The following is a 24,044-nucleotide window of genomic DNA, read 5'->3' as shown; positions in this document are numbered from 1 at the left end:
CGGCGTGGATGCTGTGTGAACGCGGCGCTGGCCGCACAATAAAAGCGTGACCTCTCCCCGTGCGCGCAGAACCACGACCTCGGTGACCGCGACGAGCTTCCGCCTCTTCGGCGGCCTCGTTGTCGGGATGCTGGCCTTGAGCGCTTGCGCCACCCCCGTGGGTGGCGCGATGACTCCGACTCCGACGGCGACCCTTGAGAGCCCGACTCCCGAGCCGACACCGACGCCGACTCCGGACGACGCCGCGACCCCCGACGTGCCGGTTCCGACGGAAACGGTCGAAGTGGACACCCCCTACAACGGTGAGGTCCTCATCATCACCGCCGAGCAGCGGGGTGCGACCCTCGAGGTGACGGCGATGGTCCCGGGCGTCAGCGAGGATGACGGCACCTGCACGCTCCGCGTCGACGGCGTCGGGGTGGCCACCATCACCAGCACGGCCGGTAACGGTGTGACGTACTGCGGCCTCATGTCGGCCGACGTCGCGTCCGACTCCGCGGCAACGCGGTTCGATGTGCGGTACGAGTCCTCGTCGACGCGGGCGCGTTCCGCCGACTCGAGCGTCGAGTCGAGCCAGTGAGCGCGCGTCGCAGCATCCGCTCGTCCGTCGCGGTCCTCGCCGCATGGGTGTGCGCTATCGCGCTGCTCGTCGCGGCGCCGGTGGCGTTGTCGTCGTCGATCGCTCCGGCTCCGGCTGCCGCGGCCGCATCGGGATCGGACTTCAACCCCGGCAACATCATCAGCGACGCCGCCTTCTACGACTCGAATGCGATGGGATCGCCCGAGATCCAGGCATTCATGGAGCGTCAGGTGCGGTCGTGCGCCTCGGGTTTCACGTGTCTGAAGGACTACCGGCAGAACACCGACAACCGCCCGTCCGACCGCTACTGCAACGGGTACGAGGGTCGCGGCAACGAGAGCGCGTCGACGATCATCGATCGCGTCGCCCGCTCGTGCGGCATCAGCCAGAAGGTCATCCTGGTGCTGCTCGAGAAGGAGCAGTCTCTGGTCACCTGGAACGCTCCGACAGCGCGCGCTTACGCAGCAGCTACCGGGCAGGGGTGCCCTGACACGGCTCCGTGTGATTCGGCGACGCTGGGCTTCTTCTACCAGGTGTACTACGCGGCCCGGCAGTACAAGATCTACAAGGCTTTCCCGCAGGACTTCGGCTACCAGGCTGGCCGGTGGAACAACATCCTGTACCACCCGTACAACAACTGCGGGACGCAGCGGGTCTACATCGAGAACCAGGCCACCGCCGGTCTCTACATCTACACGCCGTACGTGCCCAACCAGGCCGCGCTCAACAACCTGTATGGCACGGGAGACACCTGCTCCTCATACGGAAACCGCAACTTCTGGCGGCTCTACACCGACTGGTTCGGGTCGACGCAGGCCGATAACGAGAGCCCCTTCGGTGGCTTCAATGTCGAAGTCTCCCGGGGAATTGTCGGAATCCGCGGATGGACCCTCGATCCGAGCGACCCGGCGGCGGCCCTTACCGTCGTCGTCTCGGCGAACGGCGCTCGTCTCGGAGAGTTCCGCGCGGACGATCCGCGTCCCGACGTCGCGGCGGCTCATCCCGGCTACGGGCCCAATCACGGCATGCGCGCGGACTTCGAGGTCGTCGGGGGTACGACCGAGATCTGCGTCACGGTACGCAACGTGGGCAGAGGATCGGACACGGCCTTCGACTGCCAAACGGTCGAGGTCGAGACCGCTTCGCCCTACGGGGGCACGACGGTCGAGGCGTTGGTCGGAGGCGTGCGCATCACCGGCTGGACGCTCGACACCGACACCCGGGACTCGCTGGACATCCACGTTTACATCGACGGTCAGGGGTCGGTCCATAAGGCGGACCGACCACGGCCGGATGTTGCCGCGGTGTTCCCGGGGTTCGGGCCGAACCACGGCATCGACGTGTCCATTCCCACTTCCGTCGGCAGCCACCAGGTGTGCACCTACGGAATCAACGTCGGTCTCGGTATGAACAAGCTTCTCGGTTGTCAGACGGTGGAGGTCACTCGGAGCGCCGACCCGCAGGGTATGGTCGATGACCTCTATCCGGTGCCGGGCGGCTTCCGCGTACGCGGGTGGGCTGTGGACCCCAACACCACCGAACCGATGACTGTTCACGTGTACCGCGGGAACTCGGGGCGCGCCATCCAGACGACCGTGGTCCGAGACGACGTTCTGAAGCTCTATCCGAGCGCGAACCGCCGGAGCGGGTTCGACGAGTTCGTCAGCGCGCCCGCGGGGTCATCCACCGTGTGCGTCTACGGTATCAACGTCGGTTGGGGGCAGAACTCGACGCTCGGGTGCCGAAATCTGGAGGTGCGCGCGGGTCAGGCGTTCGGCGGCATCGATACGACGGTGACAGGAGAATCGGTTCGCATGCGCGGATGGGCCATCGATCCGGATACGCGGGACTCGCTTACGATCCACACGTACATCGACGGAACGGCCGTCGTCGGAAGAGCCGATGTCACGCGAGCGGACATCGCACGGGCCTATCCTGGTTACGGGGCCGATCACGGTATCGATCAGACTTTCGAGCTCGATCCTGGATCCCACCGGATCTGCGCGTACGCCATCAATGTCGGCCCCGGCACGAATCAACTTCTTGGTTGCGAATCGGTGGTGATCGAGAACCACTCGCCCTTCGGCGGTACGGACGTGACTGTCGAAGCCGGAGGGGTTCGTCTGCGCGGCTGGACGATCGATCCGGATACGTCGGCATCGCTCCAGGTTCATGTCTACGTTGATGGCGTCGGCTTCGCCGTCGCGACGGCCGCCGTCGCGCGTCCCGATGTGGCGCGGGCCTACCCCGGGTTTGGGAATGCGCATGGGATCGATCTCACGCTGGAACTCAAGCCTGGACGGCACCAGGTTTGCAGCTATGCGATCAACCAGGGTCCCGGCAACAATTCGTCGCTCGGCTGCCACAGCGTCCTGGTGCCCTGACCGGGGCGCGCCCCGTGAAGGCGCGGTAGGATCGGTTGATTCCTGGCCGCGTACGAACAGAAGCAGCACGAATGTTCTCATCCCCGGGAGATCCAGACCCCCGCGCACTTGTCACCCGTAACCGCAGAGACGACGGAAGATGGGAGCGCTGGATCGCCCCCACGGCAGACGGCCTCCCATCTCGTCGCGTGTTGGCTTTGCCGTTGGCATTGCTCGCGGGCGTGTTCGTGGTTCTGGTCGCCTTCGGTGTGACGGGTAGTTCGACCGGCGTCCTCCACTCGATGGTGTCTAGCGGAGACGATCCCCGTCTCGTCGCCGGCGAACCGCGCGAGATACGTAGCGACGAGTGGTTCGTTCAGTCCAGCTGGGTAATCTCGCAGGTCGAGCAGTCACTTCCGATTGAGAACGAGACCTTCCCCGGCGGCATGGACGCGACCGTGCAGAACGACCTGCCGAACGCCGACTGGTCGACTGCCTTTCGGCCTCACTTGCTCGGCTTCTTCTTCCTTCCGCTTGACCAGGCGATGGCATTCCGATGGTGGTTCCCAGGCCTCGGCGTCATCGCGGCCACATACCTGTTCGCGGTCACCCTCCTTCCGCGGCGCCCGTTGACGAGCTTGGCTCTGGCGGTGGGCTTCTTCTTCGCGCCCTTCTTCCAGTGGTGGTACCTCTCGCTCACGCTGTACCCCGCCTTGTGGGCGATGCTGGTCATGTCGGCGATCATCTGGTCGTTGCGATCACGGAAGCGTGGCCCCGTGTGGATACTCGCCGCGCTCGTGGCCTACCTCACACCGGCATTGGCGATGGGGATCTACGTTCCGTTCATCGTTCCCGTGACGCTCGTGGCGGCCGCTTTCGGTGTGGGGGCTGTGATGGCCCGCGACGTCGGTCGGCCTCGCTTCCCACAACGACTGGTCGACGTTTCACCCGTCCTGGTGGCCGGTCTCGTCGGCGGACTGGTGATGGTGGTCTGGATCCTCACGCGACTGCAGACGATCCAGGCGTTCACCTCGACCCTTTATCCGGGGGAGCGGCTTCAGCAGGTCGGGCAGGCCGGTGTGAATGAGATATCCCAGTTGTTCTCCGCGTTCTCGTCCTTCGCTCTCGAACGCACCCAGGGTGCGCCGCTGAGCGTGAACTCCTCCGAGGCCTCCACGTTCTTCCTTCCCGGCGTATTTCTCGTAGTAGTGCTGGGCTGGCTGGTCTGGGTTCGCCGCAAGAACGGCGCAGTGCTGGACACCCTGGCGATCGCGACGATCTGCGCGCTCGTCCTGATGCTCGGCTACCTTCTCGTGCCTGGCTGGGACCCTCTCGCGCATCTGCTCTTTCTCGACAGGACGACGAACGCGCGGATGCGGATCGGTTTCGGCGTCGTCAGCGTCGTGCTGGTCGTGCTCACCGCCATGCGGTTTGACGATGCGCGGTCTCGCGGCCTCGTGCCTCCGCTGTGGGTGAAGCTGGTCGCAACGACGCTCGCGGCTGGGTCGGTAGGCGTGGTTGCATGGCGAGCGGTCGACATCACGGGATCCGTGGATGCCATCGCACGGCGTGATTTGGCGCTGCTGGCGATATTCGCCGCGGCGTTCGTGCTCATCGTCTGGCTCATGGCCTCGGGACGCTTCCTCACAGCGGCGACTGGTCTTCTCGTGCTGACCCTGGCGCAATCGGGGCTCGTCAACCCGGTGTACGTGGGAGTGCTCGACCTGCGCCAAACCGAGACCGTGCAGCGTATCGAGCAAATCGACGCACGGGACCCCGGCGTGTGGGTAGGCATCAACACGTCGCTCGTTACGACGATGATGCTCGTCGAGTCCGGAGTCCAGTCCTACAACGGCGTCCAAGGGTCCCCGGCCTCCGAGATGTGGGACGCAATCGATCCGACCGGTGTGTCGGAGCAAGCTTGGAACCGTCTGGCCACCCTCTCGTGGGTTCCGGGCGAGGGCGAGCCGGCCCCACGCAACCCGGCACCTGACCAGATTCAGATGACGTTCGATTCCTGCAATCGGTTCGCCGCGGAACACGTCTCGTATGTGCTCACCCAAGCACCCCTCGACCAAGGATGTCTCGATCTCATCGAGCGCATAGAGCAGGGGCCGGGCGTCATGTTGATCTACGCCGTCCGGGGCGAGCAATGACCCGTGTGCCCCTCGTTCGAAAGCGATCAGACGCCCGCGATATCATGATGAGGATGTCTGAAGAGTCGCCCAAGACGCTCGTGATCGTTCCGGCGTGGAACGAGGCCGAGAACGTCGGGAACACCGTAGCGGAGGTTCTAACGGCGAGCCGCGATTACCACGTCCTCGTCGTCGATGACGGTTCGAGCGATGGCACCGGCATCCGTGCCCGCGCAGCCGGCGCGACCGTGATGACTCTCCCCTTCAACATGGGAGTGGGTGGGGCGATGCGCGCCGGGTTCACCTATGCGCAGCGCCATGGCTTCCAGCGAGCGATTCAGGTCGATGCCGATGGTCAGCACAACCCGCGCGATATCGCCGCCGTGCTCGCTGGGCTCGACGAGGCCGACATCTCGATCGGGGCGAGGTTCGCTGACGTCGGCGACTACTCCGCGAGGGGGCCACGTCGGTGGGCGATGAAGCTGCTCGCCGGGGTTCTATCCCGGGTGGCGAAGACCACTCTCACGGACGTGACGAGTGGCTTCCGTGCCGCTAACGAGGTCGCGATCGACCAGTACGTCCGGTATTACCCCGCCGAGTACCTCGGCGACACGGTCGACTCGCTGGTGAATGCGTTGCACGCGGGATTGACGGTCACGCAGGTGCCGGTTGCAATGCGGCCGCGGGCTTTCGGTCGGCCGAGTCAGAATCCGTTCGGTGCCACGGTGTACCTGACGCGATCGGTGTTCGCCCTCAGCCTTGCGTTGATGCGCGGGCCCGCTAAACCCCTGGAAGCCGCGTCATGATCATCGCGGCAGGGATCGCATTTGCGATCGTGGTCCTCGCGATCATCATCGGCCTTCTGCTGAAACGTCAGCTTCGCGAGAAGTACGCCACCCTTTGGCTGATCATCGGTCTCGCTCTCCTCGTCATCTCCGTGTTCCCCGGGCTGCTCTTGCAGTTGACCGACGTACTGGGTGTCGAGGTGCCGGCGAACCTCATCTTCGCCCTCTCTATCGTGCTGCTCGTCGGAGTCGCGCTCCACCTCTCGTGGGAGCTCTCCCGCGCCGAAGACGAGATCCGTCGCCTCGCGGAGGAGTCCGCGATCCTTCGAACTGACCTCGACGAGTTGAAAGCGCGATTCGATTCCGGGGCGGCAGGCTCAGAGGTCCACGGCGATTGGCCTCGGGACGCGCCCACCGAGTGAGCGCGCGTCGACGCTACTCGCTGCGGGCCGCCGGAAAGATCCAGTAGCGGTAGCCGAAGTAGTTCCACACCGTTGTCGACGCGACCGCGATCCCTTTCCCCACGGCCCACGGCCATCCGAGAGCGTCGATGCCGGTGACGATCGCGGTGGTGGCGAAGGCGTTGAAAACGACGAGTGCGGTGTACTTGACGGCACTCGATCGCCATCCCGCGCCGGTCTGGAACGTTATCGACCGTTGCATCACAAACGTCAGCGCGAAGCTCGTGAAGAAGGCGACCGGCGTAGCGATGACCAGGTCGATGTGGACCAGGTCGTGGAGGACGAACAGCAGCCCGAAGTCGAAAAGGAAGGCCACGCCACCCACGACCAGGTACCTGACCGCGCTGCTTCTCCACATCCGCTTGACCGGCCCGGGGACGAGCGCGCTCAGCCGCATGCTCGGGTCCTTGCCTGAGGCCGTGGCACCGGGCCGGCTGTCGCGCAGCGCAGTGTCACGATTTGAGGTATGCGCGGAGGGCGTCGGCACCTGCGGGGGGTGAGAACCCGCTCGCCTCCAGTGCAGACAGATCCAGTTCGCTGTTACGTGGCCTCGGTGATACGGGGTGCCCTGCTCCCGCGAAGTACTCCTCCGTGCTCACCCCGCTGACGCGGCCGGCATTATGCCCGGTCTGCGCGAACACATCCCGTGCTACGTCGAGCCAGCTCGATGCCGTGCCTGCCGAGCTGAGATTGTACGTGCCGTAATCGGCCGTGCCCTCGATGAGGTGCCGGATACCACGGGCGATGTCGTCCGTGAACGTCAGGCGTCCGATCTGGTCGTCGACGACCTTGGGATCGATGCCGCGGTCGGCAAGAGAGGTCATCGTGCGGACGAAGTTGTTTCCGTCGCCGATGACCCAGCTGGTGCGGATGATGTAGTGCCGGGGGACGACGGACACGACGGCATCCCCGGCCGCCTTCGTCTGCCCGTACACGCCGAGCGGCGACACGGGGTCGTTCTCGGTGTACGCGCCGTCCTTCGTGCCGTCGAACACGTAGTCGCTCGAGACATGGACGAGGGTGATGCCGTTCGCCGTCGCGATGCGCGCCAGCGCGGCGACCGCGGTGACGTTCGCCGCCCAGGCGTCGACGCGGCCCTCGGGGGTCTCGGCGAGGTCGACCTTGGTGTACGCGGCCGCGTTGATGATCGTGCTGTAGTCGCGCCACCGGCGCGCGGAGGCGAGATCCGGCGAGGTCAGGTCGAGCTCGTCCCGGCTCGCGTACTCCATCCACGGATGATCACCGAACTCGGCGCGCAGTGCGCGGCCGAGCTGCCCGTTCGCGCCCGTCACCAGGATGCGCTTGGGCGGCATCGGAACCACGTCTGCAAGTCGCGGGTGGTTCTTGTCCTTCGCGCTGATCTCGACCTGGTCGAGGGGGATCGGCCACTTGATCGCGGCGGTCTCGTCGGCGAGGTTCAGGAACGTGTAGGTCGCATCGGGCGACCAATGGTCGTTCACGAGGTATGTGTACGCGGTGTCGGGCTCGAGCGTCTGATAGGAGTTGCCGACGCCGCGCGGGACGAAGATCGCGCGTGAGGGGTCGAGTTCGGTCGTGTAGGCCGCGCCGAACGTCGGGCCTTCGCGGAGATCGACCCAGGCGCCGAAGATCCGACCGGTGGCGACCGAGACGTACTTGTCCCAGGGCTCGGCGTGGATGCCGCGGGTCGTGCCGACGGCGTCGTTGAACGAGATGTTGTTCTGCACAGGCCCGAAATCGGGCAGATCGATGCCGGAAGCGGTCATCTTCTCGCGCTGCCAGTTCTCCTTGAACCAGCCGCGTGAGTCGCCGTGCACCGGGAGGTCGAGGACGATGAGCCCGGGGATGGGGGTCTCGGTGACCGTGAGCGTCTTGCCGAACTCGATGGCCACGGGTCACTGCCCCTTCGAGGCGTAGAAGGCTTCGACGCCGTCCTTCGCGGGCGCCCACCAGTCCTCGTTGTCGCGATACCAGTCGATGGTCGCCTTGAGACCCGCCTCGAAATCGTCGTACCGGGGCGTCCAGCCGAGCTCGGTGCGGAGCTTGGTGGAGTCGATGGCGTAGCGGAGGTCGTGCCCGGGGCGGTCGGTGACGTGGTCGTACGCGTCGGTCGGGTTGCCGGTGAGGGCGAGGATCAGCTCGACGACGGTCTTGTTGTCCTTCTCGCCGTCGGCGCCGATGAGATACGTCTCGCCGATGATGCCCTTGTCGAGGATGGTCAGCACCGCGGAGGAATGGTCGTCGGCGTGGATCCAGTCGCGCACGTTCTCGCCCGTGCCGTAGAGCTTGGGTCGGATGCCGCGCAGGACGTTCGTGATCTGGCGGGGGATGAACTTCTCGACGTGCTGATACGGCCCGTAGTTGTTCGAACAGTTGCTGATGGTCGCCTTCACCCCGAACGACCGCACCCATGCACGCACGAGAAGGTCCGAGCCGGCCTTCGTGCTGCTGTAGGGCGAAGAGGGGTTGTAGGGGGTGTTCTCGGTGAACCGAGCCGGGTCGTCGAGCTCGAGGTCGCCGTACACCTCGTCGGTGGAGATGTGGTGGAACCGCTTGTCATGCTTCCGCGCGGCCTCAAGCAGCGTGTAGGTGCCGATGATGTTCGTGTCGAGGAACGGCCGTGGGTCGTGGAGCGAGTTGTCGTTGTGCGACTCGGCCGCGTAGTGCACGACGGCGTCGACCTGGCCGAACAGCTCGTCGACGAGCGCCGCGTCGGCGATGTCGCCCTGAACGAGGCGCACCCGGTCTTCGGGAAGGCCCGCAAGAGATGCGGCGTTGCCCGCATAGGTGAGCTTGTCGAGCACGATCACCGTGTGGTCGGTGTGGTCGATGACGTGGTGAACGAAGTTCGAACCGATGAACCCGGCGCCGCCGGTGACAAGAAGCGTGGACACGCCCTCCAGGCTACCTGCCTACACCTGCGGGCTGAGGGAACGCGCCTAGAAGGCTCATGCTCGCTCGATAGAATTCATCGGCCGCATACCGCGGCGCGAAGGGAGCCGTCCGCCGACATGGATGAACCGGCAGAGCGCGTACGACGCCGAATGGTGTACGCCATCGAGGGCCCGCGCGCCGTCGTGGACGACCATGTCATCCACGCTCTCTCGGCGCTCCGGACTCTGGTGGACGACATGGTCGTCATCGTCCCTGACGCGCTGGGCGTAGCCGAACGTGAGCGTCTCCGCGCGATCTGTGACTCGATCGCAGAGACGGCGGCGTCGGTGTTCCAGCCGATCGACTACCGTGACGCGATCCGACAGCGCACCGACGAGTCGGGGCCCGTCGACGAGGTCATCTTGAGCGGTGACTCGTGGTTCGGTCCCGTCTCGGATTTCTCCGCAGTGATCGACCGCATGTCCGAAGTTCCCTGCGCGGCCTGGCAGCTGGTCGAGAACTCACACGGCCACCAGCCGGAGTCCTTCCCCGGCGAGGGATTCCCGCTGCTAAGCGCACCATGGGTGTGGACCGTGCTGCGCGACGAGGCGTTGAGTACTGCAGCCCTCGAAGAGTTTTGGGGCTCGCATGCGGAGGAGCGCCCGCACGACGCCGAGTACATCCTCCCACGCGTGTTGCGCGAGGCCGGTCTGGTAGTCGATTTCGCCTTTCCCGCAGCGGATTTCCGCAGCGGCGACCCGCTCGTCTTCAGCACGCACGCGCTGTTGAGCGCCGGATGCCCGGTCGTGGGGAAAGCGCAGTTCCGGCTCTTTCCTCCCTACCTCGACCAGCATGCGGTGATCGGGCGCGAGACGCTGACCCGTCTGGATGAGCGCGGTTTCCCCACCGGGCTCGTCCGACAGAGCCTGGCGCGATCGGTTCCCCCGAAGGCGCTCAATACGAACGCGGGCATGCTCAACGTTCTTCCTCTGCAGGCGCGCCCCGACACCGACGCGGTGGACTCCCTCGCCATCATCGTCATCCTGCACGCGAGCGAGTTCGTCGGGCTTGACGAGGTGTTGCGGGCGATCCGGAACGTGCCCGCGGGCTATGACCTCCTGGTCACCACGGGCGACGGCATGACCGCGGCGCAGGTGCAGGCCCGCCTGGAGGAGCTCGACGATCTTGGTTTCGGCTCGCTTGAAGTGCGAGTGGTGCCGCCCGGCCCGGGCCGTGACATGAGCGACTTCTTCGTCGGCTGTCGCGACGTGCTGCTTAATGGGGGGCACGATATCGTGATCAAGCTCCACAACCGGCCATCTCCTCGCAAGACCCTGAATCTGCGCCGCTACTCGCGGCGATATCAGCTCGACAACCTGTTGGGCAGCCGCGGGTATGCCCGCAACCTCCTGCAGATGTTCGTTCACGAGCCGGGCCTGGGGCTGGTGTTCCCGCCGATGGTCCACATCGGGTTCGGTACGATGGGGCGCGGCTGGGCCGGCCTCGAAGCACCGACCCAGCGTCTGCTGGACAAGCTCGGCATCCGTGTGCCGGTGGACGCCGTTTCGCCGCTCGCGCCCTATGGCGGCATGTGGATCGCGCGTCCCGATGCGCTTCGCAGAATGGTCGAACCGCGATGGCGGCACGCCGACTACCGTCGGGGTAAGCGTGATCGCGAGCTCGCGCATGTCCAGGAGCGCACCGTCGTGCTGGCTGCCGCCGAAGATGGGTTCCACGCGCGTACTGTGCTGACCCCCGAGCATGCGAGCATCAGCCACACCGCGATCCAGTTCAAGACCGACCAGGTGTCGATGTCGGTTCGTGGCTACCCGATCGATCAGATCCGGTTCCTGCACGGGGCGGGCGCGATGGGGTTCGGCGGGCCGGTGGCCTTGTTCCGCATGTACCTGCGGCTCAACCACTTCGGCGTGGCGCGGCGTCTGCTGCCGATCTACTACTTCGCGCGACGCGGCTACGGTGTCGTGGCGCGCGTGCGGCGCGTGCTGTCGCGGGGACTGCGACGCGGGGAGGACTCGGAATGAAGACTGCTGAGCTCGTGAACTTCCCGGCTCGCGCCGCCGCGGAGTTCCCCGAAGGCGGCAAGCGCGCGCTGATCTACGTCGTATACGACCGTCGCGGAGACGTCGAGGCGTACATCCCTTATGCGCTCCAGCAGCTGCGCGCCCATTGCGACCACGTCCTCGTCGTCGTCAACGGCCTCCTCACCGATGCTGGTCGCGACGCGCTCGAGCCCGTCGCCGATGAGATCCTCGTGCGCGAGAACCACGGCTTCGACATCACCGGCTACAAAGAGGGTCTCGAACACCTGTCCGATCGCCTCGATGATTGGGACGAGGTCGTCCTCGCGAATGACACGTGGTTCGGACCGATCGGCGACTTCGGCCCGCTGTTCGAGCGTATGGACCGGAGACCCCTGCATTTCTGGGGAATGACCGATCACCCACGTGTCGAGCCGAACCCCTTCACCGGCGACTCGTATCTCGCCTACCACCTCCAGTCATACTGGATGGCGGTTCGGCGCGACATGTTCCTCTCGGACGAATGGGCCCAGTACTGGCGCGATCTGCCGTCCCTCGACAGCTACTCGGATGCCGTCGCCAAGCACGAGGCGGTCTTCACCGAGAAGTTCGTCGACTTCGGTTTCGTCGCTGAGGTAGCCTTCCCGAGCCTCACCGACAAGATCGAGAACAACGCCGTGCTCTACGCGCAGCAGCTCATCGAGGCGGGATGCCCGACCCTGAAACGGCGGCCGTTCTTCCAATGGCCCCCGTTCATGGATCGCCTCTCGGTCATCGGCCGGTGGACCCTCGAGGCTGCCGAGCGCCGGGGCTACCCGATGGAGTTGATCTACCAGGATCTCGCGCGCAACGTCGAGCCTCAGACGCTGAATGCGGACGCGGCCATGCTCGAGGTGCTCGCGGAGCAGGATGACGGAACCTACGACGCCTCCCGCCCGCTTCGCACCCTCGCGGTGGCTCACATCTACTACCCCGAGATGACCGACGAGATCATGGACCGCATCGACACGCTCCCCGGTGCGTACGACTTGGTGATCACGACTCCGGAGGAGGAGCGCGCTCGCGGCATTCGCGATCACTTGTCTCGGCGCACCGAACGGGGCTCGGTCGAGGTGCGGGTCCTTCCGTCGAACAACGGGCGAGATCAGGCAGCGTTCCTGATCGGCTGCCGCGACGAATTGCTCGACGGGGGATACGACCTCGTCGTGAAGGTGCACTCCAAGAAGACGCCCCAAGACTCCGACAACGTCGGACGTCACTTCAAGCTGCAGCAGTTCGAGAACCTGTTGTTCTCGACCGGCTACACCGCCAACCTCGTCGCGCTCTTCCAACGCGAACCGGGCCTAGGCATGGCTTTCCCTCCGGTCGTGCACATCGGGCATCCCACCCTGGGGCACGGATGGTGGGCGAACAAGCCCGGATTCCTGGAACTGATGGCGAAGATGGGCGTGCGCGTCCCGGTCGACGAAGGGACGCCGCTCGCGCCATACGGATCGATGTTCTTCGCCCGCCCCGAATCGCTGCGTCGTCTCGTGGAACAGCCGTGGGACTACGACCAGTTCGGCGGCGCGGAGGCGTACATCGACGGCGGGCTGGCTCACATCCTGGAGCGCGTCCCTGCGTACGTCGCGGGCGAGGCCGGGTATCACACGCGTACGGTGACGTCTCCCGACTACATGGCCGTCAGCTACACCGCGCTGGATTACAACTTCGATCAGATCTCGGTGACACTTCCGCCCGCGTCGACGATGGAGCAGATCGAGTTCCTGCGCCGGGCAGGCGAATTTGAGTGGGGAACGTTCCGCGACTTCCTGAAGATGTACGCCCGGCTTCACCGGCCCGAGCAAGAGGATCGGCTTCTGGCGATCTACGACCGCTCCTTGGCGTGGCGTCGACGTGTCAGGCGGGTGCTGCAGCCACTGCGACGTCGCTAACGCCGACCGCTGGGCGCGATTCCGTCGCGCCCGCGCAACGCAGTCTCGAGCAGCGTCGCGGCTCGGGCGTCGAAGGAGTGCTGCTGGCGTATCTGCGTCGAGATCCCCTCTGCGGCCTCCCGGGAAGGGAAGAGACGCTCCGGGTCCTGCCGGAGCAGGGCGAGAAGCTCGGGAATCGTCCGGTAAGTGCGGACCTGGCCACCGAAAAGCTCGTCGATGCCCTCGACGTCGTCGCTGATCGCACGGCCGCCTGCGGCGACCACGTCGAAGAGTCGGTTCGAGATGAACCCGGATGCCTGCATCGCCGGCCAGTGGTCGTTGAGAACGAGTCGCGCGCCCTCGTAGAGTGCGGGCAGCTCGGAGTTCGGCACCCCGGACCCGACGACGGATGACGCGGGGATCCAGCCGGTCCAATCGGGGCCGTAGACGTCGACCTCGAAGCCGGCGCGGATCGGCTCGATGACGGACGGGCGAGGGATGCCGCGGGCGGTGCCGACGAAGACGATCCGGTCGGTGCGTGGTGCGCCCGTGGGATGGAACCGGTGTACGTCCGTGCACTGCAGCAGCGGCTCGATCGGCCCCAGGGCTCCGGCCGTCGACCTGATCCACTTCTCGGAGGCGGCGAAGACGTGGTCGAATGCGGCGGTCTCGTCGCGTGTCACGTGGTCGGGGTGGCTGATGATCCACAGCAGTGAGACCGCTGACGGGTGCGGCTCGATCCGCTCCGGTCCGCGCAGGACCACTTCGACGTCATCGAGATGGTGGGACGGCCGATTCCGGGCGCCGATGGAATCGATGACGACGTCCTGTCCCAGGCGTCGGAGCGCGTCGGCGAGCCCGCGGGCAAAGTGCGTGTCGCCCCACCACTCCGCACCGAGACCGGCTGGGGCAGCGGTCTTGAGTGCCCATCGCAACCGGGGCGCCGCGGATCGAACCGAGGGCGCGCGCCGCCCGAGTCGTGCGCCGCCGTCATCGACCGCCCTCAGGCCGATGCGGGCAACGAGTCGGTCGAGGTCTTCGTCCATGCCTTGAGCCGCTTCGATGCGCGAATGGGCTGGCAGATGGCGCTCGGGGGAAATCACCCACGCGTCCGTGCGAACTTGAGCCGTCTCCGGAGTCTTCGAGCTCCCGATGGTCACTGCGAACGTCGCCGCGGCGACGCCGTCGACGGACACTCGCTGTCCGAGCCGGCGCGCATCCTCGGCGGGATGGCCGTGCAGCAGCGGGTGCAGACGCGCGCCGCGGCGCACCAGACCGCAGTTGATGACGACGCCGTCGACGTCGAGGACGATCGGTGACGTGATCCCGGCATCCGCCGCCGCAAGGGCGATGACGCTGTCTGTCGTGATCTCGTCGCCGGGACCGCGGACGATCAGGTGCGACCCGCGAGCGAGCTGACGCGTGACGCTGCCGACGACGGAAGGTCCATGCCTGTCGGCGACGACCGACACCCCGGAAGCAGCTGTCGAGGCCGCGACGGCCGGCAACCAAGCATCCGGCCGTTCTCCGCCAACGGCGAGTACGAGGCGGGCGCCGATCCGGCGGCTCGCTTCCGCGGCCGTCTCCATCGTGAGACTGAAATCGCGCTCGCGGCCAGCGAGGCGCCACAAGAGCACGACGGGGGCGGATGCCAGGTCGTCCAGGTCGCTCTCGGCCGACCTGCGCCCGGCGGGCGAGAGAGCGCGGCTCGCGAGAGTCGAGATCTGGTCCGCGCGCGACGCCCCCCGACCGCCCGGGAAGCCGAAATCGAGGGCAGACCCCGCTTGCAGGCTGCGCCAAGCATGACCGAGCGGCCCGGCAGGGTCATCGCAGGATTCGGGATGCGCGACGGCGTAGCCGGGGGCGTCCCACAAGAGGCTGGTCCGGATCCGGCGACGGTCGTTGACCAGGTACGCGTACAGCGCCGGAACTCTGCCCGCATCGGAGAGCTGCATCGATACCATCTGTTCCGAGAACAGCGGGTTCAGTACGAAGCCGTCGCGGAAGCCCCGGCGGACGTAATGCCGGACGGCGGCCCGCGGGCTCAGGCCGGGTCGCTGAGCCGAAACGGTGACCGGGTCGACGATGCCGGCACGATTGATGATGCGCGCCCACCAGAGACGGTCGACACGACGGATGACGGGCCCACCCCACCAAGAGCCCCGGATGTCTCGCACGCGCGAGCGGGCGACCGTGGCCGCGCGCCGGATTGTCGTCCGGACGATGGTGCCCGGCGACGCGGGGCGGGACGTCACCGACCGCGCTCGAGGATCTCGAGCAGGTACGTTCCGTATCCGGACTTCACGAGCTTCGCGGCGCGGTTGCGCAGTTCGTCGTCGGTGAGGAATCCCTGACGCCAGGCCACCTCTTCGGGAACGCCGATGCGCAGACCCGTCCGCCGCTCCATCGTGCGCACGTAGTCGGCTGCGTCGGTCATCTGGTCGAAGGTACCGGTGTCGAGCCAGGCGGTTCCGCGGGGGAGGACCTCGACCTGCAGCTTTCCCCGCTCGAGGTAGGCGCTGTTGATGTCGGTGATCTCGTACTCGCCGCGGGGCGAGGGCTCGAGGTCGCGGGCGATGTCGATCACATCGTTGTCGTAGAAGTACAGGCCCGGCACCGCGAAGTTGCTCTTCGGCTCGCGCGGCTTCTCCTCGAGCGACACCGCACGGCCGGCGTCGTCGAACTCGACGACGCCGTACGCTGACGGTTCGCCCACCCAGTACGCGAAGACGGCGCCGCCGTCGACATCGGCGTAGCGCTTGAGCTGCGAACCAAGGCCTGGACCGTAGAGCAGGTTGTCACCGAGGACCAGTGCCACCTTGTCGTCGCCGATGAAGTCCGCGCCGATCGTGAATGCCTGTGCCAGACCGTCGGGGGACGGCTGCTGCGCGAACGTCAGCGAGATCCCGAACTGTGATCCGTCGCCCAGCAGCCGCTCGAAGAACGGTGCATCATGCGGTGTCGTGATGATGAGGATGTCGCGGATGCCCGCGAGCATCAGCGTCGACAGCGGGTAGTACACCATCGGTTTGTCGTAGACGGGAATCAGCTGCTTGGAAACACCCAGAGTGATCGGGTGAAGCCGCGTGCCCGAACCACCGGCGAGAATGATGCCCTTCATGATGCTCAATTCTGCCAGACCTACCGTGGAGATCCCGCCGGAGGGGTGTGCTGGGCGTGAGGCGAGGTGGAACGCCAGTAACCCGGTTCGCGCATGCGTATCGACTGTGCGAAGCCGATGCTCGAATCGATCCCGTCTCGTGGGAGCTCTCGCTTGGCGACATCCTTGCCTCTCCTCCACCCGTCGATCCGACCGCGGAGGGAGGCGAGGTCACGTCGCAAGAAGAGCCGGGCGGTGCAGACAAGAGCTTCCGTTGCTAGTGCCCGCAGCGTGTGTCGCGACCGCAACACGTCGTAAACCCGCAGGGTGTATCCGCGCGCGAAGCCTGACAGGTAGCGCTGTCGATGAGACTCGCGGCCCGCGGAGGCTCCCCCCAGATGCACGCCGAGCTGGTGGGGGATCGCGACAGCGAGCCACCCGGCCGCGCGCAGGCGGTACGCAAGGTCGAGTTCTTCGCCGTACATGAAGATGTTCTCGTCGAAGGCCCCGACTTCCGCAAGTGCCGCTCGTCGATAGACGGCGACAGCCCCATACGGGCCGAGAAGGCGGGGCCTAATCGGATCGGTGGCGGCCCGATCCGCTCCGTGGAACCGAACGAAACCGGCGCCGGTGACGTCGGCGACGATCCCGAACGAATCGACGGTGCCATCGGGTGCGCCGAGGAGCGGACTCGCGCTACCGACGCGCGAGCCCTGCGCGTCGAAGGTGGCGACTGCCATTTCGACGGCGTTCTCGGCCAGCTCGACGTCGCTGTTGACCAGCATGACCAACTCGCTCTCGCCAGCAGCGATGCCGACGTTACAGCTGCGAGCGAAGCCGAGGTTCTGCGAATTGCGGATGAGGCGCACCCGAGGGTAGGCCGCGGCGATACGTTCCGGAGTGTCGTCAGGCGACGCGTCATCGACGACGATGACGTTCGCCCGGCTCGTCTGAGAGAGGGCAGCGGCAATGCACGCCTCGACGAATGCCCATCCGCCGTGGACGGGGATGATGATGTCGACTCGGGGGCTCGGGTGCGCTGTCATCGTGCTTCCTCCCGTACCAATCGTTCCAGTGCTGTGCTCGTGCGCCGTACGAGAAGCGCTGTCGAGATGGTCTCCGTGGCCGCATAACCCAGCGCAACGCCAAGTGGGCCCCACAGCGACGCGCCGATCAACATCGCCGGGACGCCGACGACGGTCGCTGTCAACGTCGCCCACATCACGCTTTTCTGTTCGGCCGCGGGAAAGAGTACATGACGGGTCATTGACGTCCGCAGCGAGTACATGGCGAATCCGAACCCGAGGGCGAAGCAGACTCCTACTGCCGCGGCGGCGGGCTGGCCGAAGAACAGCGCTGTCACCGGCGGACCTGCGAGGCCGAGCACGATAGTGCCGAGCAGCCCGAAACTGCCGTGCATCGCGAGCGCGATCTTGAGTCGTTTTCCGCGCTCATCTCCACGCACCTCGGCAGTCCACGACTGCAGGGCGTTCGCGAGCGTGAGAGGGAGGAACTGACCGAGCTTGGCCAGCTTGTCCGCTGATGCGAAGCCCGCGGCGGCCGACCCGGACGCGATGGTGTTGACCAGAGGCATGGGCACAGAGGAATAGGCACCGAGTGCGCCATCGTTCAGCGCGACAGGTGCGCCGACGCGGAAGAGGCCGGGAACATCGCGCAGCGCCGGCCAAGGCGCCGGGTACCGGCGCAGGAGACGAACGGTGTATGCCGTGGTTCCGATCAGCGTCACGAGGATCCCGGTGAGCGGGTACACCTCGACGGGAAAACCGTTCACGATCGCCAGCATCGCGGCCACCGCGACGCACAGGCGCGGAATCGCGTCGTAGAACAGGATGGAGCGCGGGTCGCCGACGCCCACAGCGAACCACGTGAAGGAGAGACCGATCAAAGCTCCCTGGAGACCCATCAGCGCGGCGAGGAGGGCATGCCCCGGTGCCGCGATAACTGTGCAGAGGACGACCAGGAGCGGCAGGGCGATCACCGACACGGCCACCCGCACCACGACCGCATCCCGGTAGATCGTGCCGCGACGCACGCTGTCGGTCGTTCCTGCGACGACGGCAGGCCCGACCGTCGTCCAGCCGTAGGCGACAGCGATGGCCGCGAAGGTGCCCACAGATTCTCCGGCGATCGCACTCGCCCATCCGTCCTCGCCCGCGGACCGCGACACGGCGGGTAGAACCACGAGCGGAGAGACGGCGGCGATCGCCGGGATCAGCGTGAAGCCGAACAGACGGGACCGAAGGCTGCTGGTCTCACGCACGAGAGCGCTCCGCGTGCTGCGCGGACCGCAAGACCTCCGCGACAGCCTCCGCCGCGGCGTCCCAGCTGAATTGCTCGGCCCACGCGCGCCCCTCCGCCCGACGCCGGTCGCCGGTGGCGCGGTCGACGCCGAGCGCACGGGTGATCGCTGCGCCGAATGCCGTTGGATCTGTCGCATCGGCGTAGAACGCGTGCTCGCCACCCACCTCGTGCAGGACGGGCGCGTCGTTGGCCACGACCAGGCAGCCCGCACGCAGCGCGTCGACCACGGGGAGTCCGAAGCCTTCGGTGAGGGACGGGCATGCGTAGACGTTCGCGGCGGAATAGAGCGACGCGAGCTGGTCTTCCGAAACCCAGCCAGGAAGCACGACGTCGGCGACGAGGCTGCGCTCCGCAACGGCCGGCACGAGGGGGTCGTTCGGTCCACCACCGACGATGACGGCGCGGGGCCGCCGATCGGGTGCGAGCGCCGCGAGCGCGTCGAGCAACCCGATGAAGTTCTTATGCGGCATGCGATTACCAGCGCTCAACAGCAGCGGGCGACTCGCGTCGATACCGAGCGGCTTCAGATGCTCCCAAGGGTCCTCAATGGTGCGGGGTTCAGCACTGCCGTTGTGTACCACGCTGATCCGGGTCCGCGGAATGCCCAGGTGTCTGGCGATGCCGTGTGCTGCAGCATCCGATACCGTCAGTACTCGGTCCGCGGTGCTAGCGGTTCGCGTCATAAGCCATGCGGTAACGGCTCGCGCCATCCCTGCGACGCCCGAACCGCGAACTTCGTGATAGATCACATCGTGTATCGAGACGATCCGGCCGACTTTTCCACGAGTCAAGGGACCGAAGTTCGCTGGTGACCAGATCAAATCGGCACGGAGGCGCCGTGCGGCGCGATTGACGGCCAAAACCTCGCCTGCGGCCCACGCGGCTCGCCCGCGGCCCACCCAGCGGATTGTCTCGACTGGTCCGGGGAAGAACGCTGTCACTCCGGCGGTTCCGTCACGGCCGGTCAACGCGATGAAGCTGGCTTCCGGGAGCCGTGCGTGGAGTCGGGGGAGCAGCTCGCGCACGTATGTCTCGGTGCCCCCTCGGCCACCGGTGTAGCCGAGGAGATCGACCAGGACGCGCACGGTTCAGCTCTCGATGACGGCTTCGGGGCTCTGCTCGCGGCGCGGAGTCGTGAGCACGCCCGAGAAGAAGCTCATCATGACCGTCTGGAACCCGAGAATGATGCCCAGAGCGCTGGGGATTGCAATGCGGACCGCCTGCGCCGCATCCTGCGTGCCGAAGTCGATGCTGCCCCATCGAACCACCTGCACGATGCCGATCACAACACCGAGCAGGAAGATGCCGACACCGATGAGCAGGCCGCGCTCGGCCGACCATTTGGCCACGACCGCGCGATAACGGGCACTGGTCGGCAGGAAGCCCTCCTGGGTCGCGTACAGCTTGGTGAGCCAGAAGAAGAGGAGAGACTGATAACCGAGCACCGCCAGCGCGCTGGCGTACACCATCGTTGTGACATCGAACCCGATGCCTGCCACCTCGATCCCCCCGAAGGCGAGAACCGCGACGGTGATGGCCCCGAGGAAGAACGCGACAAGGCCTGGGTAGACGAAGAGCCAGCGCGGGGCGAACAGCAGCAAGAACCTGAGGTGGCGCCATCCGTCGTGCCAGCTGCGCAGGTGCGGAGGACGCGACCTGCCGTCCTTCTTCAGTGTGGTGGGAACCTCTTCGATGCGGTACTTCGACAGGGACGCCTTCACGACCATCTCGGACGCGAACTCCATGCCTGTCGTCTGCAGGGCGAGGTCTCGGATGCGATCGCGGTTGAATCCGCGCAGACCACAATGGAAGTCGCGCACGTTCGGCCGGAAGAAGAGCTGCCCGATCGTGGAGAGCACGGGGTTGCCCAGGTACTTGTGGAGGGGTGGCATCGCGCCCGGCGCGATGCCACCGGCGAACCGGTTGCCCATCACGAGGTCGGCGCCACCGCGGAGCCGCTCAACGAAGGGTTCGAGGTTCTCGAAGTCGTAGCTGTCGTCGGCATCGCCCATGATTATGTAGCGGCCGCGAGCTGTCTCGATGCCGTTGATCAGCGCGGCCCCGTAACCGCGGCGGGGCGCGCTAGACACCCGGGCGCCGAGTCGGGTCGCGATCTCCTGGGATCCGTCGGTGCTGCCATTATCGGATATCAGCACTTCGCCGCTGATGCCGGTGCGGGCGAGGAATCCCTGCGCCTTGCGAATGCAGACCTCAAGGGTCTCGGCCTCGTTGAGGCACGGCATCAGAATCGTCAGCTCGATCGCGGGCTGGTCGTTCACAGACATCCTTCCTGCGCGGAGGCTGAGCGCGCCCCGCGGGTTTTCTTTCGGGCGCGGTCGAACGCCGCGAGAATCCCATCCACGGTACGCCCGATCGTACGGGTCTGCACGGCGTCGGCGTACCACTCACGCGTGCGCTCTCGGAGGGCGGCCCCGCCTTCCAGAACGGTCGCGATCGCCTGGCCCAGCGAAGCCGGGTCGATATCAGGGGCGATGGCGCCATTGACGCCGGGCGTGACGAGCTCGGTAGCCGCGTTCGAAGGATCAGAGACGAGGACGACGGGGGTGCCGGACGCAGCGGCCTCGACGACGACGAGACCGTAGCCTTCGCGGCGGGAAGGGTTGACTAGGACGGCTGCGGAGGCCATGAGCTCTCGGAGCGATTCCGCCGAGACGAACCCGGGTCGGTCGGTCCACGCCGCAGCCTCGGCGGAACGGATCGCCTGATCGACGATGGCACTATGTGGCCCATCGCCGAGGATCACGAGTCTGAGGTCGGGAACGGTTCGGCGGGCCATCGCCACCGCCGCGGGGAGTGCTTCGACGCGTTTATCGGCGATGTGACGCCCTGCGTAGAGAACGAACGGAGGGTCTGCGACGGTCGCCGGCGCAGGCGACGAATCGCCGGCGTGATCATCGATAAGGCCCGGGCTGAGGAGGAGCTCACCGCGGAACCCCTCTGCGCGGAGGCGGTTCGCGCTCAATTGCGAGTGGCAGGTGGCGATGGGTGTCACCGCGATAGCCAGCCGCTGCAGGGTCCACGCGACATTGCCCATGAGTGGTCCGGCGTAGTCGATCCACTGGCGCCTGCCCCAGACCTCGAGGTAGTCGACCGCTAGGGGAGTTCCGGAGCCCAGCAGGGCCAAACGAGCAGCGAAGACGTTGAGTACGGGCAGACCGCTCACGAGCACAGCGGAATATGACCGGCGGCGTAGCGATCGGAAGAGCCCTACCGCGAAGCGGGCCGCAGCGGCGCTGCGGCGAACGCCGGACGCGTCGTACAGGGCCAATTCGGGCGTGACCGCTCGAACGCCGAAGGACTCTCCCGGGGCGTGCGCTTCATCCCACTGCCGCGCGGTGAGGTACTCGACGGATTCACCACGGCTCACCATGGCCTCGGCGAACGCGCGATACTGCCGTTCACCGCCGCCGGTGGTGTACGGGTACAGACAGTCGTAGGCGATCGCGACGGGGCGGGTATCGTTCATCGGTCGCACCCGACGACACGATAGAGCTTCGCATCGGGACCTTCGGAGTCGATCAGTTCGAGGGACGCCGTCGGTGGGAGGTCCTGGATGCCCTCTCGGTCGACCGAGGCCGCGGGGTTGTTCCAAACGTTCTGTGCGCCGAAGTCGAGGACGTAATCGACGCCGAGTGCGTCGATGGCATCGCAGACGAGCGGATCGGAATCGATGTTGCGGAGGTTCTCGTCCAGATAGGTCTCATCGGCGCCGCGCGAGCCGAAGACGTGTTTTTCGAGCACCTCGCGGTCGGCGATGGCGTAGGCGAGCGAAGTTCCCGTCCAGGGGCTCCCGGCGATGAGCGCATCCGCTGGGGTCGTCTCGTCCAAGCGCTCGAGCAGGGACTGCTCTTCGATCGTGAGGAGTGGGGACGTCGAGTCCATCGTGTGGGCGGATCGTGTGCTGGCCGCGACGCTCAGCACGTTCGGTCCGGCGCCGACGGAAAAGATCGCGACGGTCGCGACGAAAGCTGCGATCACCGACACCGAGAGCGGGGCTCGCCACCGTGACAGGAGACGTCCGGCCTCGGTGACGATGACAAGCGCGCCTAGAGTCGCGACCGGGATGCCAGCGATCGGCAAAAGTGCCGCGAGGCGGAACGAGTCGTTGTACCAAGGGTTGGTGACCATCTCACGCAAGAAGTTGTTCCCGCTGGTGCCTGAGACCAGGACGAACATGAATCCCGCGACGACGTAGGGCAGCGCGATCGAGTAGAGCCCCGGGCGTCGGACGATCGTGATGAGACCCACGATCACCAGGACGGAGACCGTCACCGTGACCGGATACGCGCGAGGCGACAAGAGGAGTGCCTCTCCGGCTGCCTGCGCGGTGCTCTGCCACGGGCCCCAGCGCGACATCTCGTAGTTCGTCCGCGAGAATCGCCAGAGGCCCGCGCCGACCACCAGGATCGCGACCACGAGGGTCCCGTTCAGCACCCAGGTCCGTCGAGCGGGGTCTGCCATGGTCCGCCTCGCGAGTTCGGCAATCGCGAGCACCGCCCCGAACGCGAAGAGCGCGAGAAAGGCATTCGGGTGCGCGAGGCCGATCCCCGCGCAGAGCACGAGGAGCAGCACCGACCACCGCACGACATCCCGACCTGAGTTGGCTCGTAGGAGCCAGATGACGACGGCCACGCCGGCGGGTAGCACCGCATACGCGGAGATGTTCGGGTAGAGGACGCCGAAGAAGAACAGCAGCATCGGGAACGCACCGAATCCGGTGGCGAGAGCTGCCGCCGAGACGAGGGCGGCGGTACGGCCGCGGAAAACCGCGCCCGCGAGAGCTACGCACGAGGCCGGCCACGCGATCGCGCCGATGACGATGTTCGCGGCGCTCACCGCGATGGGCGTGGTGACCCCCGTAGACAGCGCCGCGAGCGAGACGAGACTGTGCCAGGCGTTCGGGTAGAACGGGATATCGGACGTGGCCCCGATGTGGAACGCCGAGGCGTCGGCTGTATCGATGGCGTACGCCGCCGTGTTGAGGTGAACGATCGCATCAAACGTCTGTGAGATGTTCTCGGGGCGCCCGAACGCCCACACGAGCTGACCGCTAACGACAACCATGGCAAGGGCGAAGGCGGCAATAGGTGCGACCGTTCGCCACACGCCGAGTGGTGCGAGGTCCTGCGGGCCTACCCAACGACGAAGCGCGAACGCGACGGTCGCGGCCAACAGCGTGAGGAGAGCGAGCGGAACCGGCGACCAGGCGAGTCCGACGACGGGGCCGACGGTCGCGGAGATGGCAAGCAGTGCCGTCGACACAGCCGGTGCGACGAAAAACAGAGAGATGCGCGAGGTGCCCCATCCGGCGATCAGGACGGCGAGGCCAGGCAAGAGCATCGCCGCGGCTGCGACGAAGAACGGAGGTAACGCGACGTACCATTCCTGGAGCATCGTGATCCACCTTCTCGAATGACACCAGTGAGACATCGTAGCTGACGCCCTCTTCGCCCCCTCCCATGCTTTCCCCAG

Annotated in this window: 18 protein-coding genes; 7 read left to right on the top strand and 11 right to left on the bottom strand. The window is 66.4% G+C overall.

Features of this window, described 5'->3' with window-relative positions:
• The first annotated feature begins 46 nt into the window (after positions 1-46).
• The 5 genes from ACU6RU_RS11075 to ACU6RU_RS11055 all read left to right on the top strand — a co-directional run bounded on the left by ACU6RU_RS11075 (position 47) and on the right by ACU6RU_RS11055 (position 6,285).
• Complete coding sequence (locus ACU6RU_RS11075) at positions 47-580, top strand: hypothetical protein (protein WP_289330045.1); 534 nt, start codon at positions 47-49, stop codon at positions 578-580.
• Between the two features lie 218 nt (positions 581-798).
• Entirely contained in the window at positions 799-2,964 is a 2,166-nt protein-coding gene (locus tag ACU6RU_RS11070; protein ID WP_446726563.1) for a hypothetical protein, read from the top strand.
• 71 nt (positions 2,965-3,035) lie between these two features.
• Positions 3,036-5,099 carry a DUF7657 domain-containing protein gene (locus ACU6RU_RS11065; RefSeq protein ID WP_446726562.1) on the top strand — a complete coding sequence of 688 codons (2,064 nt, stop codon included), beginning with the start codon at positions 3,036-3,038 and terminating at the stop codon, positions 5,097-5,099.
• A 53-nt stretch (positions 5,100-5,152) separates the two neighbouring features.
• The gene (locus ACU6RU_RS11060; protein ID WP_446726561.1) at positions 5,153-5,884 is read left to right on the top strand and encodes a glycosyltransferase family 2 protein; all 732 of its coding nucleotides are present in this window, start codon (positions 5,153-5,155) and stop codon (positions 5,882-5,884) included.
• Positions 5,881-6,285 carry a DUF2304 domain-containing protein gene (locus ACU6RU_RS11055; protein ID WP_446726560.1) on the top strand — a complete coding sequence of 135 codons (405 nt, stop codon included), beginning with the start codon at positions 5,881-5,883 and terminating at the stop codon, positions 6,283-6,285. The genes ACU6RU_RS11060 and ACU6RU_RS11055 overlap by 4 nt, the downstream gene beginning before the upstream one ends.
• 13 nt (positions 6,286-6,298) lie before the next feature.
• Here the strand turns inward: ACU6RU_RS11055 and ACU6RU_RS11050 are convergent, their stop codons facing one another.
• The 3 genes from ACU6RU_RS11050 to rfbB are packed head-to-tail and all read right to left on the bottom strand — an operon-like array spanning position 6,299 to position 9,197.
• Positions 6,299-6,721: a GtrA family protein gene (locus tag ACU6RU_RS11050; RefSeq protein WP_446726559.1), complete on the bottom strand. Its 423-nt coding sequence runs from the start codon at positions 6,719-6,721 to the stop codon at positions 6,299-6,301.
• Positions 6,722-6,776: 55 nt separating this feature from the next.
• Positions 6,777-8,195 carry a sugar nucleotide-binding protein gene (locus ACU6RU_RS11045; protein ID WP_446726558.1) on the bottom strand — a complete coding sequence of 473 codons (1,419 nt, stop codon included), beginning with the start codon at positions 8,193-8,195 and terminating at the stop codon, positions 6,777-6,779.
• Positions 8,196-8,198: 3 nt separating this feature from the next.
• Positions 8,199-9,197, bottom strand: coding sequence for a dTDP-glucose 4,6-dehydratase (rfbB, locus tag ACU6RU_RS11040; RefSeq protein ID WP_446726557.1), 999 nt, complete (start codon positions 9,195-9,197; stop codon positions 8,199-8,201).
• Between the two features lie 237 nt (positions 9,198-9,434).
• Here rfbB and ACU6RU_RS11035 point away from each other — a divergent pair, with 237 nt between their 5' ends.
• Positions 9,435-11,219: a rhamnan synthesis F family protein gene (locus tag ACU6RU_RS11035; RefSeq protein WP_446726556.1), complete on the top strand. Its 1,785-nt coding sequence runs from the start codon at positions 9,435-9,437 to the stop codon at positions 11,217-11,219.
• The gene (locus ACU6RU_RS11030; RefSeq protein ID WP_446726555.1) at positions 11,216-13,150 is read left to right on the top strand and encodes a rhamnan synthesis F family protein; all 1,935 of its coding nucleotides are present in this window, start codon (positions 11,216-11,218) and stop codon (positions 13,148-13,150) included. Before ACU6RU_RS11035 ends, ACU6RU_RS11030 begins: the two co-directional genes overlap by 4 nt.
• Here the strand turns inward: ACU6RU_RS11030 and ACU6RU_RS11025 are convergent.
• From ACU6RU_RS11025 to ACU6RU_RS10990, 8 genes are read right to left on the bottom strand one after another with little or no spacing between them, the layout of a single operon-like run.
• Complete coding sequence (locus ACU6RU_RS11025) at positions 13,147-15,384, bottom strand: glycosyltransferase family protein (RefSeq protein WP_446726554.1); 2,238 nt, start codon at positions 15,382-15,384, stop codon at positions 13,147-13,149. The genes ACU6RU_RS11030 and ACU6RU_RS11025 overlap by 4 nt on opposite strands.
• Positions 15,381-16,250 (bottom strand): glucose-1-phosphate thymidylyltransferase RfbA, encoded by an 870-nt coding sequence (gene rfbA / locus ACU6RU_RS11020; RefSeq protein ID WP_446726553.1) that lies wholly within the window; start codon positions 16,248-16,250, stop codon positions 15,381-15,383. The genes ACU6RU_RS11025 and rfbA overlap by 4 nt, the downstream gene beginning before the upstream one ends.
• A 20-nt stretch (positions 16,251-16,270) precedes the next feature.
• Entirely contained in the window at positions 16,271-17,275 is a 1,005-nt protein-coding gene (locus ACU6RU_RS11015; RefSeq protein WP_446726552.1) for a glycosyltransferase family 2 protein, read from the bottom strand.
• On the bottom strand, positions 17,272-18,510 hold the full coding sequence (locus ACU6RU_RS11010) for a lipopolysaccharide biosynthesis protein (RefSeq protein ID WP_446726551.1): 1,239 nt from the start codon (positions 18,508-18,510) through the stop codon (positions 17,272-17,274). Before ACU6RU_RS11010 ends, ACU6RU_RS11015 begins: the two co-directional genes overlap by 4 nt.
• Positions 18,503-19,636, bottom strand: a complete 1,134-nt coding sequence (locus ACU6RU_RS11005) for a glycosyltransferase family 4 protein (protein ID WP_446726550.1) — start codon at positions 19,634-19,636, stop codon at positions 18,503-18,505. Before ACU6RU_RS11005 ends, ACU6RU_RS11010 begins: the two co-directional genes overlap by 8 nt.
• Before the next feature lie 3 nt (positions 19,637-19,639).
• Positions 19,640-20,830 carry a glycosyltransferase family 2 protein gene (locus tag ACU6RU_RS11000; RefSeq protein ID WP_446726549.1) on the bottom strand — a complete coding sequence of 397 codons (1,191 nt, stop codon included), beginning with the start codon at positions 20,828-20,830 and terminating at the stop codon, positions 19,640-19,642.
• Positions 20,827-22,038, bottom strand: a complete 1,212-nt coding sequence (locus tag ACU6RU_RS10995) for a glycosyltransferase family 4 protein (protein ID WP_446726548.1) — start codon at positions 22,036-22,038, stop codon at positions 20,827-20,829. Before ACU6RU_RS10995 ends, ACU6RU_RS11000 begins: the two co-directional genes overlap by 4 nt.
• Positions 22,035-23,966, bottom strand: coding sequence for a DUF6541 family protein (locus ACU6RU_RS10990; RefSeq protein ID WP_446726547.1), 1,932 nt, complete (start codon positions 23,964-23,966; stop codon positions 22,035-22,037). Before ACU6RU_RS10990 ends, ACU6RU_RS10995 begins: the two co-directional genes overlap by 4 nt.
• Positions 23,967-24,044: the final 78 nt, after the last annotated feature.

The sequence above is a fragment of the Microbacterium sp. F1-18 genome (assembly GCF_052921305.1).
The sequence above is the reverse complement of the archived record's forward strand: the minus strand, read 5'-3'. Positions and strand labels throughout refer to the sequence as shown.

Excerpts from the sequence above, each read along its gene's own strand:
- ACU6RU_RS11070 (WP_446726563.1), top strand. The coding sequence starts at position 799 with ATGGAGCGTCAGGTGCGGTCGTGCGCCTCGGGTTTCACGTGTCTGAAG.
- ACU6RU_RS11065 (WP_446726562.1), top strand. The coding sequence starts at position 3,036 with ATGTTCTCATCCCCGGGAGATCCAGACCCCCGCGCACTTGTCACCCGT.
- ACU6RU_RS11060 (WP_446726561.1), top strand. The coding sequence starts at position 5,153 with ATGTCTGAAGAGTCGCCCAAGACGCTCGTGATCGTTCCGGCGTGGAAC.
- ACU6RU_RS11055 (WP_446726560.1), top strand. The coding sequence starts at position 5,881 with ATGATCATCGCGGCAGGGATCGCATTTGCGATCGTGGTCCTCGCGATC.
- ACU6RU_RS11050 (WP_446726559.1), bottom strand. The coding sequence starts at position 6,721 with ATGCGGCTGAGCGCGCTCGTCCCCGGGCCGGTCAAGCGGATGTGGAGA.
- ACU6RU_RS11035 (WP_446726556.1), top strand. The coding sequence starts at position 9,435 with ATGGTCGTCATCGTCCCTGACGCGCTGGGCGTAGCCGAACGTGAGCGT.
- ACU6RU_RS11030 (WP_446726555.1), top strand. The coding sequence starts at position 11,216 with ATGAAGACTGCTGAGCTCGTGAACTTCCCGGCTCGCGCCGCCGCGGAG.
- rfbA (WP_446726553.1), bottom strand. The coding sequence starts at position 16,250 with ATGAAGGGCATCATTCTCGCCGGTGGTTCGGGCACGCGGCTTCACCCG.
- ACU6RU_RS11015 (WP_446726552.1), bottom strand. The coding sequence starts at position 17,275 with ATGACAGCGCACCCGAGCCCCCGAGTCGACATCATCATCCCCGTCCAC.
- ACU6RU_RS10995 (WP_446726548.1), bottom strand. The coding sequence starts at position 22,038 with ATGAACGATACCCGCCCCGTCGCGATCGCCTACGACTGTCTGTACCCG.
- ACU6RU_RS10990 (WP_446726547.1), bottom strand. The coding sequence starts at position 23,966 with ATGCTCCAGGAATGGTACGTCGCGTTACCTCCGTTCTTCGTCGCAGCC.